Origin of the sequence: Ruegeria lacuscaerulensis, assembly GCF_013034745.1 — a bacterium.
In the GTDB taxonomy this organism is placed as follows: domain Bacteria; phylum Pseudomonadota; class Alphaproteobacteria; order Rhodobacterales; family Rhodobacteraceae; genus Ruegeria; species Ruegeria lacuscaerulensis_B.
In genome coordinates this window covers 350,512-363,566 of record NZ_WQGP01000001.1, presented here as the reverse complement: position 1 = coordinate 363,566, position 13,055 = coordinate 350,512, and the positions used below count along the sequence as shown (strand labels likewise).

General features: G+C 59.1%; 19 protein-coding genes. All 19 read right to left on the bottom strand.

Translation table 11 applies throughout. The features are described from left to right. Positions 1–2 precede the first annotated feature (2 nt). On the bottom strand, positions 3–605 hold the full coding sequence (locus tag GOV79_RS01790) for an NADH-quinone oxidoreductase subunit J (RefSeq protein ID WP_170788379.1): 603 nt from the start codon (positions 603–605) through the stop codon (positions 3–5). After that, positions 602–1,012 carry a carboxymuconolactone decarboxylase family protein gene (locus GOV79_RS01785; protein WP_170788378.1) on the bottom strand — a complete coding sequence of 137 codons (411 nt, stop codon included), beginning with the start codon at positions 1,010–1,012 and terminating at the stop codon, positions 602–604. The genes GOV79_RS01790 and GOV79_RS01785 overlap by 4 nt, the downstream gene beginning before the upstream one ends. Further along, positions 1,009–1,503: an NADH-quinone oxidoreductase subunit NuoI gene (gene nuoI / locus GOV79_RS01780; protein ID WP_170769278.1), complete on the bottom strand. Its 495-nt coding sequence runs from the start codon at positions 1,501–1,503 to the stop codon at positions 1,009–1,011. Before nuoI ends, GOV79_RS01785 begins: the two co-directional genes overlap by 4 nt. A 1-nt stretch (position 1,504) precedes the next feature. Continuing rightward, positions 1,505–2,542, bottom strand: a complete 1,038-nt coding sequence (nuoH, locus tag GOV79_RS01775) for an NADH-quinone oxidoreductase subunit NuoH (RefSeq protein ID WP_170788377.1) — start codon at positions 2,540–2,542, stop codon at positions 1,505–1,507. Positions 2,543–2,746: 204 nt separating this feature from the next. Beyond that, positions 2,747–4,768 carry an NADH-quinone oxidoreductase subunit NuoG gene (gene nuoG / locus GOV79_RS01770; protein WP_170788376.1) on the bottom strand — a complete coding sequence of 674 codons (2,022 nt, stop codon included), beginning with the start codon at positions 4,766–4,768 and terminating at the stop codon, positions 2,747–2,749. A gap of 3 nt (positions 4,769–4,771) precedes the next feature. Beyond that, a complete protein-coding gene (locus GOV79_RS01765) occupies positions 4,772–5,176 on the bottom strand; it encodes a DUF5333 domain-containing protein (RefSeq protein WP_170769274.1) in 405 nt (134 codons plus the stop codon). Between the two features lie 98 nt (positions 5,177–5,274). Continuing rightward, a complete protein-coding gene (locus GOV79_RS01760; protein WP_170788375.1) occupies positions 5,275–5,658 on the bottom strand; it encodes a hypothetical protein in 384 nt (127 codons plus the stop codon). After that, the gene (locus GOV79_RS01755; protein ID WP_170788374.1) at positions 5,658–6,074 is read right to left on the bottom strand and encodes an MAPEG family protein; all 417 of its coding nucleotides are present in this window, start codon (positions 6,072–6,074) and stop codon (positions 5,658–5,660) included. Before GOV79_RS01755 ends, GOV79_RS01760 begins: the two co-directional genes overlap by 1 nt. 2 nt (positions 6,075–6,076) lie before the next feature. Next, entirely contained in the window at positions 6,077–7,375 is a 1,299-nt protein-coding gene (gene nuoF, locus GOV79_RS01750) for an NADH-quinone oxidoreductase subunit NuoF (RefSeq protein ID WP_170788373.1), read from the bottom strand. A 12-nt stretch (positions 7,376–7,387) separates the two neighbouring features. Continuing rightward, positions 7,388–7,606, bottom strand: coding sequence for a DUF5337 domain-containing protein (locus GOV79_RS01745; protein ID WP_170788372.1), 219 nt, complete (start codon positions 7,604–7,606; stop codon positions 7,388–7,390). Positions 7,607–7,636: 30 nt separating this feature from the next. Continuing rightward, on the bottom strand, positions 7,637–8,743 hold the full coding sequence (nuoE, locus tag GOV79_RS01740; RefSeq protein WP_170788371.1) for an NADH-quinone oxidoreductase subunit NuoE: 1,107 nt from the start codon (positions 8,741–8,743) through the stop codon (positions 7,637–7,639). Then, positions 8,743–9,966 carry an NADH-quinone oxidoreductase subunit D gene (locus GOV79_RS01735; RefSeq protein ID WP_170352614.1) on the bottom strand — a complete coding sequence of 408 codons (1,224 nt, stop codon included), beginning with the start codon at positions 9,964–9,966 and terminating at the stop codon, positions 8,743–8,745. Before GOV79_RS01735 ends, nuoE begins: the two co-directional genes overlap by 1 nt. Continuing rightward, complete coding sequence (locus GOV79_RS22480; protein WP_257599041.1) at positions 9,966–10,088, bottom strand: hypothetical protein; 123 nt, start codon at positions 10,086–10,088, stop codon at positions 9,966–9,968. Before GOV79_RS22480 ends, GOV79_RS01735 begins: the two co-directional genes overlap by 1 nt. Before the next feature lies 1 nt (position 10,089). Beyond that, positions 10,090–10,266, bottom strand: coding sequence for a hypothetical protein (locus tag GOV79_RS01730; protein ID WP_170784206.1), 177 nt, complete (start codon positions 10,264–10,266; stop codon positions 10,090–10,092). 5 nt (positions 10,267–10,271) lie between these two features. Further along, the gene (locus GOV79_RS01725; RefSeq protein ID WP_170788370.1) at positions 10,272–10,871 is read right to left on the bottom strand and encodes an NADH-quinone oxidoreductase subunit C; all 600 of its coding nucleotides are present in this window, start codon (positions 10,869–10,871) and stop codon (positions 10,272–10,274) included. Beyond that, positions 10,864–11,190 carry an antibiotic biosynthesis monooxygenase gene (locus tag GOV79_RS01720; RefSeq protein ID WP_170769266.1) on the bottom strand — a complete coding sequence of 109 codons (327 nt, stop codon included), beginning with the start codon at positions 11,188–11,190 and terminating at the stop codon, positions 10,864–10,866. Before GOV79_RS01720 ends, GOV79_RS01725 begins: the two co-directional genes overlap by 8 nt. Further along, positions 11,187–11,720 carry a NuoB/complex I 20 kDa subunit family protein gene (locus GOV79_RS01715; protein WP_037307875.1) on the bottom strand — a complete coding sequence of 178 codons (534 nt, stop codon included), beginning with the start codon at positions 11,718–11,720 and terminating at the stop codon, positions 11,187–11,189. The genes GOV79_RS01720 and GOV79_RS01715 overlap by 4 nt, the downstream gene beginning before the upstream one ends. After that, positions 11,711–12,076: an NADH-quinone oxidoreductase subunit A gene (locus GOV79_RS01710; RefSeq protein ID WP_050602775.1), complete on the bottom strand. Its 366-nt coding sequence runs from the start codon at positions 12,074–12,076 to the stop codon at positions 11,711–11,713. Before GOV79_RS01710 ends, GOV79_RS01715 begins: the two co-directional genes overlap by 10 nt. A gap of 188 nt (positions 12,077–12,264) precedes the next feature. Beyond that, the gene (locus tag GOV79_RS01705) at positions 12,265–13,053 is read right to left on the bottom strand and encodes a crotonase/enoyl-CoA hydratase family protein (RefSeq protein WP_170788369.1); all 789 of its coding nucleotides are present in this window, start codon (positions 13,051–13,053) and stop codon (positions 12,265–12,267) included. Positions 13,054–13,055 lie beyond the last annotated feature (2 nt).

The following is a 13,055-nucleotide window of genomic DNA, read 5'->3' as shown; positions in this document are numbered from 1 at the left end:
CATCACAAGCCCTGCCCCGGTTTCACGTCCTTAAGCTCCATCGCTTTTGATGGGTCGCGCATCATCTGGCCGATGATGTCCTGACGCTTGATGTCCTGACGGTGGCGCAAGGTCAGCACGATGGCACCGATCATGGCCACCAGCAGGATCAGGCCCGCCAGTTGGAACAGAAGGAAGTATTGATCGTAAAGGATGACGCCCAGTGCCTCGGTGTTGTGGCGGTCGGTCGGAACCGGCTGGGCCAGATTGGCCTCAACACCCTGCGCGCTGTCCCAGGCCCCAAAGGCCATGACGAACTGCATCAGGATGACCAGACCGATCAGCAGGGCCAGCGGCATATAGCGCGCCATTTCGGCCTTGAGCTCGGCAAAGTCCACGTCCAGCATCATCACCACGAACAGGAACAGCACCGCGACCGCGCCCACGTAGACGATGATCAGCAGCATCGCCACGAACTCTGCCCCCAGCAGCACGAACAGCCCCGCCGCCGACAGGAAAGACAGGATCAGCCACAGCACCGAGTGCACCGGCTGGCGGCTGATCACCGTGAACAGCCCGCCGGTGATGGCGCTGATGGCAAACAGATAGAAGGCAAAGACGGTCATTGATCCTCATCCTTGTTGTCGCCCATGACCTCTTGCGCCAGATCCAGCGCGCGGGTCATGGCCGGAATGCCGGCAAAGACCGACATCTGACCGATCGTTTCCACGACCTCTTGTTTCTTTGCGCCGGCCTCCAACGCATGACGCACGGTCTGGCGCACCGCTGCATCCGCCTGAGCACCCTGACAGGTCAGCCCGGCCAGCGTCAGCAGCAGGCGGGTCTTGGCATCCAGTCCGCCCTTGTTGACGGTGTTGCCGAACATCATCTCCATGACCTCTTTCGGCATGGTCGGCCACAGCGCCTCGAACCCTTTGGGCGAAAAGTTCTCCATCGCCGGATTCATCGCCTTCGCCATGTCCTGCGCCTGTTTCATCATCAGTTCAAACGGGTTCGAGCTTTTGTCGTTCATCGGTACGGCGCGTCCATTTCCAGATTACGGGCGATTTCAGCCTCCCAGCGCTCGCCATTCGACAGGAGTTTTTCCTTGTCATAGAAAAGCTCTTCGCGGGTTTCCGTGGCGAATTCGAAATTCGGACCTTCGACGATGGCATCGACCGGGCAGGCCTCTTGGCAGAAGCCGCAATAGATGCACTTGGTCATGTCGATATCGTAGCGTGTGGTGCGGCGGCTGCCGTCCTCGCGCGGTTCGGCGTCGATGGTTATGGCTTGGGCCGGGCAGATCGCCTCGCACAGTTTACAGGCAATGCAGCGCTCCTCGCCATTGGGATAGCGGCGCAGGGCGTGTTCACCGCGAAAGCGCGGGGAAAGAGGGCCCTTTTCATGCGGGTAGTTCACGGTGGCCTTGGGGGCGAAGAAGTACTTCAGCCCCAACTTCATGCCGACCCAGAAGTCTTGCAGAAGGAAGTATTTGGCAGCGCGGGTATAGTCGATTTGGGTCATATCAGCCTCCTACGCTCCAACGGGCGAACGCGCCCCAGAACCAGTCGAATTTCGCCGCGAAGGCCACGAAGACCACCCATGCCAGCGAGAATGGCAGGAACACTTTCCAGCCCAACCGCATCAGTTGGTCATAGCGGTAGCGGGGTGTAATTGCCTTGACCATCGCGAAAAGGAAGAAGAAGAACGCCATTTTGGCGACCATCCATAGTACGCCATCGGGCAAGCCCGGAATCGGCGACAGCCAGCCGCCAAAGAACAGCAGCGAGATCAGCGCGCACATCAGGAAGATGGCGATGTATTCGCCCGCCATGAACAGCAGGAACGGCGTGGCCGAGTATTCGACCTGATAGCCTGCGACCAGTTCCGATTCCGCCTCGGGCAAGTCAAACGGCGGGCGGTTGGTTTCGGCCAGTGCCGAGATAAAGAACAGGAAAACCATCGGGAAATGCGGCAGCCAGTACCAGCTGAAGAAGCCGAACCGACCGTCCTGCGCCTCTACGATGTGTCCAAAATTCATCGACCCGGTCGAGATGATCACGCCTATAATGATCAGGCCCAGCGAGACCTCGTACGAGATCATCTGCGCCGCAGACCGCAGTGATCCAAGGAACGGGTACTTTGAGTTCGACGCCCAACCGCCCATAATCACGCCATAAACTTCCAGCGAAGATACGGCAAAGACATAAAGGATCGCCACGTTCAGGTCAGACAACACCCAGCCATCGTTGAAGGGGATCACCGCCCAGGCGATCATCGCCAGCACGAAGGAGGTCAGCGGAGCCAGCATGAATACCGTGCGGTCGGCACCTGCCGGAATGACAACCTCTTTCACCACGTATTTCAGCGCATCCGCCACCGATTGCAGCAGGCCATAGACGCCCACCACATTGGGGCCCCGACGCATCTGGACCGCGGCCCAGATCTTACGGTCGCCATAAACGAGGAACAAGAGCGAGATCATCACAAAGGCAACGACTGCAAGCACTTGCGCCAGAATGATGATGGCAATTCCGCCTGGGGTGTTAAAGAATTCAGCCATTGGTCCTCACACCGTGGGTATTCCGTTTTCCGCGTGCGATACGAAGGCCAGATGCCTGCGCATTTTGCGGCTGGGTCGGCGCGTTGGTGTAAACAGCATCTGCCGGCATTGCGCCACCCTTATTGTTGAATTTCACACGCAATTCGGGCGCGGCGATCTGCCACCCGGCACTCGCCCCTGCCTGCGATATGAAAACTGTCTGGTTCATTCCGCCGCAATCTTTTCGGATTTGCGGGCCTGTGCCTGCGCCGAAAGCTCGGCCATTAGCTGCGAGGCACGTGCGATCGGGTTGGTCAGATAGAAATCCGTGATCGCATATCGGAAGCTGGCATCACCCAGTTTTCCCGTTTTCAGCGCTTGAACTTCGTTCTCGATGACCTCGTCGATCTGCGCCAGATGCGGGACCGCCTCGATCAATGCAGTGCGCAGTTGCGCCAGCGAGTCGTAGGGCAGTGTCGCGCCCAACTCGGCCGACAAGGCCCGCAGGATTGCCCAGTTTTCCTTGGCGTCACCCGGTGCAAACCCGGCGCGCATAGCCAGTTGCGGACGGCCTTCGGTGTTCACGAACAGGCCATTTTCCTCGGTATAGGCCGCGCCCGGCAAGATCACGTCGGCACGGTGCGCGCCCCGGTCGCCATGGCTACCCTGATAGATCACAAAGGCACCCTCGCCAATCTCGACCTCATCCGCGCCGAGGTTGTAGATCACGTCAGCGGCACTGACCGCTTCCATGCCGCCTTCGTTGGTAGCATCCACATCCATCGCACCTACACGAGACGCAGCAGTGTGCAGAACAATCAGGCCGCTTTCGGTATTTGCAGCGATGGTTTGCGCTGCGGCCAGAACAGCGGCCCCGTCAGCCTCTTGCAAAGCACCTTGACCGACGATGACCAGCGACGGCTTGGCCTTGATCTCATCATCCCCGCCCATATCCAGCGCAGCTTGCAGCGCCGCGCGGTCGTCGCCCATATGGTGATATTCATAAGTCAGATCAACGGCGGGCCCGACCAGAGCAACCTCAGCGCCATGCGCCCACGCCTTGCGGATGCGGGCGTTCAGAACCGGAGCTTCGTCGCGCGGGTTGGTGCCGATCAACAGGATACGTTCAGCGCTGTCGATATCCTCGATCGCAGCGGAGCCAGCATAGGCCGCACGGTTGCCCGCCGGCAGCTTAGCCCCGTCCGTGCGGCATTCGACAACACCGCCCTGCCCCTCGATCATCTGTTTCAATACAAAGGCGCCCTCAACCGGAACAAGATCACCCACGATCCCGGCCAGCTTCTCGGCGCCTTTAAGCGCCTCGGCGGCCTTGGTCAGCGCCTCGGGCCACGAGGCCGGGCGCAGTTTGCCGTTTTCGCGCACGTAAGGCTTGTCAAGACGCTGGCGACGCAGCCCATCCCAGACAAACCGCGTCTTGTCGCTGATCCATTCCTCATTCACGCCATCATGGTTGCGCGGAAGGAACCGCATCACTTCGCGTCCCTTGGTGTCTACGCGAATGTTCGAGCCCAGAGCATCCATGACATCGACGCTTTCGGTCTTGGTCAGCTCCCACGGACGCGCGGTAAAGGCATAAGGCTTCGAGGTCAGCGCCCCAACCGGACATAGGTCGATAACGTTGCCCTGCAGGTTCGAATCCAACGTCTGGTTCAAGTACGAGGTGATCTCGGCATCCTCGCCACGCCCCGTCTGGCCCATCTGAGTAATCCCGGCGACCTCGGTCGTGAAGCGCACGCAACGCGTACAGCTGATGCAACGGGTCATCGCCGTTCCAACCAGCGGCCCCAGATCCAGATCATCAACCGCGCGCTTAGCTTCCTTGAAGCGCGTGCCGGACAACCCATAGGCCATCGCTTGATCCTGCAGATCACACTCGCCGCCCTGATCACAGATCGGGCAGTCCAGAGGGTGGTTGATCAGCAGGAACTCCATCACGCCTTCGCGAGCCTTCTTGACCATGGGAGAGTTCGTCTTGACCACCGGCGGCTGGCCTTCCGGCCCCGGCCGCAAGTCGCGCACCTGCATCGCGCAGGACGCGGCGGGTTTCGGCGGGCCGCCCACAACCTCAACCAGACACATCCGGCAGTTCCCGGCAATCGACAGACGTTCGTGGTAGCAGAAACGCGGCACCTCGACCCCGGCCTCTTCACACGCCTGAATCAGGGTCATCGCACCATCGACTTCGATTTCCTGCCCGTCGATATTGATCTTGCGGAGGTCAGACATGGTCTAGTTCGCCCTCAAATAAACGCCAATGGCGCTGTTTCTTTCGATTTCCTTCTGCCCCAACGAGCAGAATGTTTCAGGAGAGTCATACGTCACCCCCTGCTGCGCCAGATACGCCTCGCCCTTGGCGCGCATCCGATCTTTTTCAGCATCGGATTCGATATACGCCCGGATTTCCTTGTCCGAGTACCCCAGTTTGTTCGCTTTCGACCGAAGATCCCACAACACGCCAATCGCCTTGAGCCGTCGCCCACTGACGGTGGGGCAAATCTCGGAAATCTCATTTGCGATCGCGATATAGTAAAGCTGATCGTCGATCTCTTTGACCTCGCGCAAAGGCGGTTTGGCATCCGCTGAGACCGGCAGGGTCAGCACGGCGGCCAAGGTCAGCATCTTCATTCCAGACATCACAGATCCTTTCGTCTTGGGAAACCCAAGACGACCGGTGTGCGCTGCGCTATGCAATAACACGTCGCGCAACCCTGCGTGATATGCGGAAAATCGCGTCATGGACGACGGCACCGCCCGATAAAGGTGATCTTGTCATCGCTGATGCGCAGTTTTTCCGTCTCTGTAAACGGCCCCACGGCCCAGTCGATACGGGACGAGCCAAAATTGGCAATGCAGAACTTGATAGCCTCATGCTGTGCTGCCGCGCGCGCGCCATCCAGCGAGGTCGAGACGTCGTTTACCAGGACGGTAAAATCCGTAGGCGAGGCCTTTTTGTCCACCTGCTTGACCTTGGTTTTGAAGAAGTGACCGTCAAAGGCCACACGCTGTGAGGACGGTGTTATGACGCCGCAGGCCGACACCAGCATCAAAGCGATGATCGCAAAACCCAAGGGGGGGCGCGCGCGTTTTCTTACAGATGAAAAATCTACCTGCTGCATCAGAACGCCGCCACCAGTGCCATCAGGCCTATCACGAACATGCAGACCCACCCCAACACATAAAGAACCGAACGCAACCCACTGTTTGGCTTTCCGATTCCACGAATATGCACTACCAGCATCACAAGTCGCGCAACCAGTGCGATCGACGCCAGTAGGTTCACCCAGAACGGGCTGACCCCCATCAGAACCGCCGCCACAACCACTGCTGCAAAAGCAGGCAGGGTTTCCGTCCCGTTCAAATAGGCTCGGTTCAGTCGATAGGCCTTATCTGCATAGTCTTGCGACGGTGTAGCCCCCGGTGCCAGCCCCTTGGCCGTCTTTGCCAGTGCCGTGAACGGAGCCATGAAAAGCACCACCAGGGTGAAAACCATTACCGAGGCAATTGCGTGGCCGTATTCTGCGAAGACGCCCATAGTTATTCCGCCGCCATCGCGCCGCTGCGACCGGATTTTTGCGCTTTGATGCGATCCTCGATCTCTTCGCGGAAATTGCGGATCAGACCCTGGATCGGCCAAGCAGCCGCGTCGCCCAAGGCGCAGATTGTGTGACCTTCGACCTGTTTGGTCACATCGAACAGCATGTCGATCTCTTCCAGCTCAGCCTCACCGCGCACCAGACGATCCATCACGCGCATCATCCAGCCGGTGCCTTCGCGGCACGGCGTACACTGGCCACAGCTTTCGTGCTTGTAGAACTTCGACAGCCGCCAGATAGCCTTGATGATATCGGTGGATTTGTCCATCACGATCACCGCCGCCGTTCCCAGGCCCGAGCCCAGGTCGTTGCGCAGGTAATCGAAATCCATGATCGCGTCGCGCATGTTTTCACCGCGCACGCAAGGAACAGACGAGCCGCCCGGAATCACAGCCAGCAAATTGTCCCAGCCGCCGCGAATACCGCCGCAATGGGTCTCAATCAGTTCCTCAAACGAGATCGACATCGCTTCTTCGACCACGCAGGGATTGTTCACATGGCCCGAGATCGCAAAAAGCTTGGTGCCCGCGTTGTTCTGACGGCCAAAGCCCGCAAACCAATCCGCGCCTCGGCGCAGGATCGTCGGCACAACGGCAATCGATTCCACATTGTTCACCGTGGTTGGGCAGCCATAGAGGCCAGCGCCCGCCGGGAACGGAGGTTTCATCCGCGGCATGCCCTTCTTGCCCTCAAGGCTTTCGATCAGGGCGGTTTCCTCACCACAGATATAGGCCCCGGCCCCGTGATGCAGGAACAGGTCGAAATCCCAGCCCGAACCGGCGGCGTTCTTGCCCAGCAGACCAGCGTCGTAGGCTTCATCAATCGCCGCCTGCAGCGCCTCACGCTCGCGAATGTATTCGCCGCGCAGATAGATGTAGCAAGTATGTGCATTCATCGCGAAAGAGGCGATCAGACAACCCTCGATCAGCGTGTGCGGATCATGGCGCATGATCTCTCGGTCTTTGCAGGTGCCGGGCTCGGATTCATCCGCATTCACAACCAGATAGGCCGGACGACCGTCGCTTTCCTTGGGCATGAACGACCATTTCAGACCTGTCGGAAAGCCCGCCCCGCCACGCCCCCGCAGGCCCGAGTCCTTCATCGTCTGGATGATCCAGTCGCGGCCTTTATCGATCAGGCCCGCCGTGCCGTCCCAATGCCCGCGCGCCTGTGCGCCCCGCAATGTGCGCTCATGCATCCCATAGATGTTGGTAAAGATCCGGTCCTGATCCTTCAGCATCGCGTGTTACCTTCAGCTGTCCTGGCGCATGCGCCAGAGTTGAAAAATGTTGACGCCCGCATAGATGAATCCTGCCAAAGCGGCAAAATCAAACAGCAGCGCATAACGGCCCGGCAGCCCCAACTGCGGACCGACAAAAGACATGGCAAGCCACAGCACCATCGTCGCAGCGATGACAATGCCGATGTGACGGCCCTTTCGGGCTATGGCCTGTTCCTTGTCTTTGTCCATCTCATCCCGATGCCCCGTATGGGCACCCGCTTAATCCTCGTAAGTGCCGTCTTCCTTGGCACGTTTGGCAAAATCGGTCTCTTCCCCCGCAGCCAGACTGGTTGCCTGCGCAACCCAGCCATCGCGTTCAATCCGCCCCCTGAACTTCAACCGAGCGTCCACCCAAGCGATATTCCCAGCAGTCCAATTCGCGATCTGGTCATAGTGGTAGACGCCCAGATCGTTCAGCTTTTCTTCCAGCTTCGGCCCGACACCTTTCAGCATCTTCAGATCATCGGCCTTGCCACCGCGCGCTGCGGTTAGCGTTTCGGGCTGGTCCTCATCCGCCGCTTTGGCCTTCGCCTCTTCAGCCTGCTTCACAGCAGGTTTCGGCGTCGCGCCCTCCTTCGGAGGTTTCGGGGCCGATTTGCTTGCCGCCGTCTTGCCATCCTTGCCCAACCACGGGGTCAGGATCGGAACCTCAGTCCCGTCGATGCGCTTGACGGTGTCGCCCAAATCGGTCGCCAGCTCAACACTGGCATTGTGTTCAGGCTTGCCCGGCTCGTATTCCGCCAGGCTGCTAAGGCCGCTGAGCGGTTCAGCCGCATAACGCCCGTTCTGCGGGCCCGGTGTCGGCACCTTGCCCGCCACCAGATCATCGATGATCTTGCCAAAGCTCTCGGCGGTCAGGTCTTCGTAGTAATCCTTGCCGATCTGCGCCATCGGCGCGTTGGTGCAAGAGCCGAGGCATTCAACCTCTTCCCAACTCAGCTTGCCATCGGCGGACAGCGCGTGCGGCTTGGCCGCGATCTTTTCCTTGCAAACCGTGATCAAGTCCTCGGCCCCGCAGATCATGCAGGACGTCGTGCCGCACACCTGAATATGCGCCAGCGATCCAACCGGTTGCAGTTGGAACATGAAATAGAACGAGGCGACCTCAAGCACGCGGATATAAGCCATGCCCAGCATGTCGGCGACGGATTCAATCGCCGGACGGGACAGCCACCCCTCCTGCTCTTGCGCGCGCCACAGCAGCGGGATCACCGCGCTGGCCTGGCGACCCTCGGGGTATTTGGTGATCTGTGCTTCGGCCCATTGCTGGTTGGCAGCAGTGAAGGCGAAAGCATCGGGTTGTTCGGGGTGAAGACGGCGGAGCATTAGCGGTCAATCTCTCCAAATACGACATCCATGGTGCCGATGATGGCGGCGACGTCGGCCAGTTGGTGCCCTCCGGCGACGTGGTCCATGGCTTGCAGGTGCAGGAAGCCCGGCGCGCGCAGTTTGGCGCGGTAGGGTTTGTTGGTGCCGTCGGCCACCAGATAGACGCCGAACTCACCTTTAGGGGCTTCGACGGCGGCATAGACCTCGCCTGCAGGGACATGGAAGCCCTCGGTATAAAGCTTGAAGTGATGGATCAGGCTCTCCATCGAGGTCTTCATGTCCGAGCGTTTCGGCGGGGTGATCTTTCCGCGTGCCAGCACGTCACCGGGGCATTCGCGGATTTTGGCGATGGCCTGACGGATGATCAACAGCGACTGACGCATTTCCTCCATGCGCACCAGATAGCGGTCGTAGCAGTCGCCATTCTTACCGACCGGGATCTGGAATTCGAACTCATCATAGCATTCATAGGGCTGCGCGCGGCGCAAATCCCATGCCAGACCCGAGCCACGGACCATCACGCCCGAGAAACCGTATTTCTGAATGTCGTCCTCGGTCACGACGCCAATATCGGCGTTGCGCTGCTTGAAGATGCGGTTTTCGGTCAACAGGCCGTCGATGTCGTCCAAAACGGCGGGGAATTCGTGGCTCCACGCCTCGATATCATCCAGCAATTCCGGCGGCAGGTCCTGGTGGACACCACCAGGGCGAAAATAAGCGGCGTGCAAGCGGGCGCCACAGGCACGCTCATAGAACACCATCAGCTTTTCGCGTTCTTCGAACCCCCAGAGCGGCGGCGTCAGCGCGCCCACGTCCATAGCCTGCGTCGTCACGTTCAGCAGGTGGTTCAGGATGCGCCCGATCTCGGAATACAGAACCCGGATCAGCGAGCCACGGCGCGGCACCTCAACCCCGGTTAGTTTTTCAATGGCCAGACACCAGGCATGTTCCTGATTCATCGGCGCCACGTAGTCCAGACGGTCGAAATACGGCAGGTTTTGCAGATACGTCCGGCTTTCCATCAGCTTTTCGGTGCCACGGTGCAGCAGACCGATATGCGGGTCGCAGCGTTCGACAATCTCGCCGTCCAGCTCAAGCACAAGGCGCAAAACTCCGTGCGCCGCAGGGTGTTGCGGGCCAAAGTTAATGTTGAAGTTGCGGATCTTCTGTTCTCCGCTCAGCGCGTCCGTGCTGCCGTCATCGTATCTTGAGCCGTCCATCAACGCCCTCGTTTCTTCTTTGCCTCGGCCCGAACGCGGACCTTTTCGGCCTCAGCCGCCTTGGCTGCAGCCCCTGCAAGCAAGACGCCCAAAGCGCCCAAAATGATCAGTTCGCCCATCATGTCAGCGTCGCTCCATCTCTTGCAGTTTCATGGCCATCATCCACAACAGGACAATCACAGCCGGAGAGATAACGCAGGCAAACGCCCAGTTCTTGTTGATCCCGAAATGCGGCAGCAGCTTGATCATCGGTACGATCGTTACGACCACCAGAACTATCCAGATCAGGAACTCAAACATGATGGCTACTCCTGTTTTTCATCCCCTGGTAGGATGTAATTCGCACCTTCCCAAGGGGACATGAAATCGAATTGCCGGTATTCCTGCACTAGGCTAACCGGTTCGTATACGACACGCTTTTCAGCCTCGTCATAGCGAACCTCGGTATAGCCCGTCGTCGGGAAATCCTTGCGCAGCGGATAGCCGCGGAAACCATAGTCAGTCAGGATCCGCCGCAGGTCGGGGTGACCCGAGAACAGGATGCCGAACATGTCGAACACCTCACGTTCGAACCAGTTGGCCGAGGGGTGAATATCCACGATTGAAGGCACCATATCCTCTTCGCGCACCGAAACCCGCAGGCGAATGCGCTGGTTCTGATACATCGACAAGAAGTGATAAACCACATCGAACCGCTTGGCCCGCTCGGGGTAATCGACGCCGGTGATATCAACCAGAGACGAGAATTTGCAGTTCTGGTCCGTCCGCAGGAACTCCACGAATTCCACAAGGTTCGACGGGGCCACATCCACGTTCAGTTCGCCATGGGTCACATCCCAGGACAGAACACAATCGGCCCGCTTCAGCTCAAGCTGCGCGCCGAGTTCTTTGAGCGCGTCACTCATCGCGTCCCTCCTGAAGAACTTCGTCATAAAACGTTGCTTCGGCATCGTATGACTTGAAAAACTTCGCCATAAAATCAGGCATGACCGTCTTTTCGGCGTTTTGGCCAGCGTAAGCCACAATAGCCGCCATATCGCGCCATTTTGTCAGCACGACGATGTGGCAAGGGTCCTGCTCGCGTCTGACCAAGAAGGAAACTGACAGGAACCCGTTCAGGGTGCGCATTCCGGGCAAAGCACGGGTACGAAATGTCTCAACCCAGCCCGGAACATCCTCCCGAGCGACAACGGCTTCCCAGCGCCTGACGACAGCAGCACTCATCGGACAATCGTCCCCGTGCGGCGAATTTTGCGTTGCAGCTGCATCAGGCCGTACAGCAGCGCCTCGGCGGTCGGGGGGCAACCGGGCACGTAGATATCCACGGGCACGATCCGGTCACAGCCGCGCACGACAGAATAGGAATAGTGGTAGTACCCGCCCCCATTGGCGCAGGACCCCATCGAGATGACATAACGCGGCTCGGGCATCTGGTCATAGACCTTGCGCAGCGCAGGGGCCATCTTGTTGGTCAGCGTCCCGGCCACGATCATCACGTCGGACTGACGCGGTGAGGCGCGCGGCGCGATACCAAAACGTTCCGCATCGTAGCGCGGCATCGAGGTATGCATCATCTCAACCGCACAGCAAGCCAAACCGAATGTCATCCAGTGCAAAGACCCGGTACGCGCCCAGTTGATGATGTCCTCGGTCGAGGTCAGCAGAAAACCCTTGTCCTGCAATTCCGCATTCAGGGCCTGGGTGGCGACTTCTTTATCGACGCCGGCGGTGTTTGCGCCCGTCATCACTCCCATTCCAAGGCCCCTTTCTTCCATTCATAGGCAAAGCCAATGGTCAGAACGCCCAAAAACACCATCATGGACCAGAAGCCCACATCGCTGATGTCTTTGAAGCCGACGGCCCAAGGGAACAGGAAGGCGATTTCCAGATCGAAGATGATGAACAGAATCGAGACCAGATAGAACCGGACATCGAACTTCATCCGCGCATCGTCAAAGGCGTTGAAGCCACATTCATATGCGCTGACCTTTTCAGGGTCGGGATTGCGGACAGCCAAAACCACAGCGGCCAGAATCAGGACGATCCCAAGGCCTACGGCAACGGCCAGAAACACCAGAATCGGGAGGTACTCCCGCAGCAGGTCTTCCACGAATAGCTCCTTTCCTGCGCATACCCCCAAAGGGTGCGCCGTCAATTGGCGAGTTGACTGGACATTCTCTATCCCTGCGGGGTCAGAGGGTCAACCGAACACAAACGCGCAGGGCGCGAAATATCCGCTTGCCAATACGGGTTGGTTCACCACGGCGATTCCCCGCCCCGCTGGATTGGGACTATCAGCTAAACCTTTTCAATCCATGCAGCTTTTCGTTTCTCGAAAAAGGCGGCGATTCCCTCCTGCGCTTCATCGGTTTCCCACCGGTCCACCAAGGCGCGGATGGTCTGGTCGATCACGGTGTCGTCAATCCGCGGTCCCAGATCACGCACCAGCGCCTTGGCCGAGGCGACCGCGCCAGGCGCACAGGACAGATAGGGGGCAACTTCGGCCTCAACCGCATCGGCCAGATCATCTACCGAGGCGGTCTTGGCCAACAGCCCAAGCTGAACGGCTTCGGCGGCATCGAACAGGCGCGCCGACATGAAGACGCGTCGTGCGCGCGCCGCGCCCATACGGGAGATTACATAAGGGCCAATGGTGGCCGGGATCAGACCCAACCGGGTTTCGGTCAGCCCCATCTTCAGCGTATCAACTCCAATGGCGACATCGCAGACCGAGGCCAGTCCGACCCCGCCTCCGAATGCGTTTCCCTGCACCAAGCCGATCAACGGTTTGGGCATCGTGTTCAAGGCCTGCAACATCTCGGCCAGTTTGCGTGCTTCAACGAAACGGGTTGCGGGGTCAGCCGCCATCTGCGCCTGCATCCAGCCCAGATCACCTCCGGCGCAGAAGCTTTTGCCCGCGCCGGTCAGAACGACCACCCGAACTGCGTCGTCGGCCCCCAACTGCGCAGCCGCCTGCGTCAGTTCGGAAATCATTTGCGCCGACATGGCATTGTGTTTTTCTGGGCGGCTCAGCGTCAGAGTGGCAACACAACGCGCATCCGACGTAACCGAGATCGTTTCGAACATCC

Coding starts and splice junctions, on each gene's coding strand:
- nuoG (WP_170788376.1), bottom strand. CDS start 4,768: ATGTCTGACCTCCGCAAGATCAATATCGACGGGCAGGAAATCGAAGTC.
- GOV79_RS01790 (WP_170788379.1), bottom strand. CDS start 605: ATGACCGTCTTTGCCTTCTATCTGTTTGCCATCAGCGCCATCACCGGC.
- nuoF (WP_170788373.1), bottom strand. CDS start 7,375: ATGCTGAAGGATCAGGACCGGATCTTTACCAACATCTATGGGATGCAT.
- GOV79_RS22480 (WP_257599041.1), bottom strand. CDS start 10,088: ATGATGGGCGAACTGATCATTTTGGGCGCTTTGGGCGTCTTGCTTGCA.
- nuoH (WP_170788377.1), bottom strand. CDS start 2,542: ATGGCTGAATTCTTTAACACCCCAGGCGGAATTGCCATCATCATTCTG.
- GOV79_RS01715 (WP_037307875.1), bottom strand. CDS start 11,720: ATGGGAGTGATGACGGGCGCAAACACCGCCGGCGTCGATAAAGAAGTC.
- GOV79_RS01745 (WP_170788372.1), bottom strand. CDS start 7,606: ATGGACAAAGACAAGGAACAGGCCATAGCCCGAAAGGGCCGTCACATC.
- nuoE (WP_170788371.1), bottom strand. CDS start 8,743: ATGCTCCGCCGTCTTCACCCCGAACAACCCGATGCTTTCGCCTTCACT.
- GOV79_RS01720 (WP_170769266.1), bottom strand. CDS start 11,190: ATGAGTGCTGCTGTCGTCAGGCGCTGGGAAGCCGTTGTCGCTCGGGAG.
- nuoI (WP_170769278.1), bottom strand. CDS start 1,503: ATGACCCAAATCGACTATACCCGCGCTGCCAAATACTTCCTTCTGCAA.
- GOV79_RS01705 (WP_170788369.1), bottom strand. CDS start 13,053: ATGTTCGAAACGATCTCGGTTACGTCGGATGCGCGTTGTGTTGCCACT.
- GOV79_RS01730 (WP_170784206.1), bottom strand. CDS start 10,266: ATGTTTGAGTTCCTGATCTGGATAGTTCTGGTGGTCGTAACGATCGTA.
- GOV79_RS01785 (WP_170788378.1), bottom strand. CDS start 1,012: ATGAACGACAAAAGCTCGAACCCGTTTGAACTGATGATGAAACAGGCG.
- GOV79_RS01760 (WP_170788375.1), bottom strand. CDS start 5,658: ATGCAGCAGGTAGATTTTTCATCTGTAAGAAAACGCGCGCGCCCCCCC.
- GOV79_RS01725 (WP_170788370.1), bottom strand. CDS start 10,871: ATGAGTGACGCGCTCAAAGAACTCGGCGCGCAGCTTGAGCTGAAGCGG.
- GOV79_RS01765 (WP_170769274.1), bottom strand. CDS start 5,176: ATGTCTGGAATGAAGATGCTGACCTTGGCCGCCGTGCTGACCCTGCCG.
- GOV79_RS01735 (WP_170352614.1), bottom strand. CDS start 9,966: ATGGACGGCTCAAGATACGATGACGGCAGCACGGACGCGCTGAGCGGA.
- GOV79_RS01755 (WP_170788374.1), bottom strand. CDS start 6,074: ATGGGCGTCTTCGCAGAATACGGCCACGCAATTGCCTCGGTAATGGTT.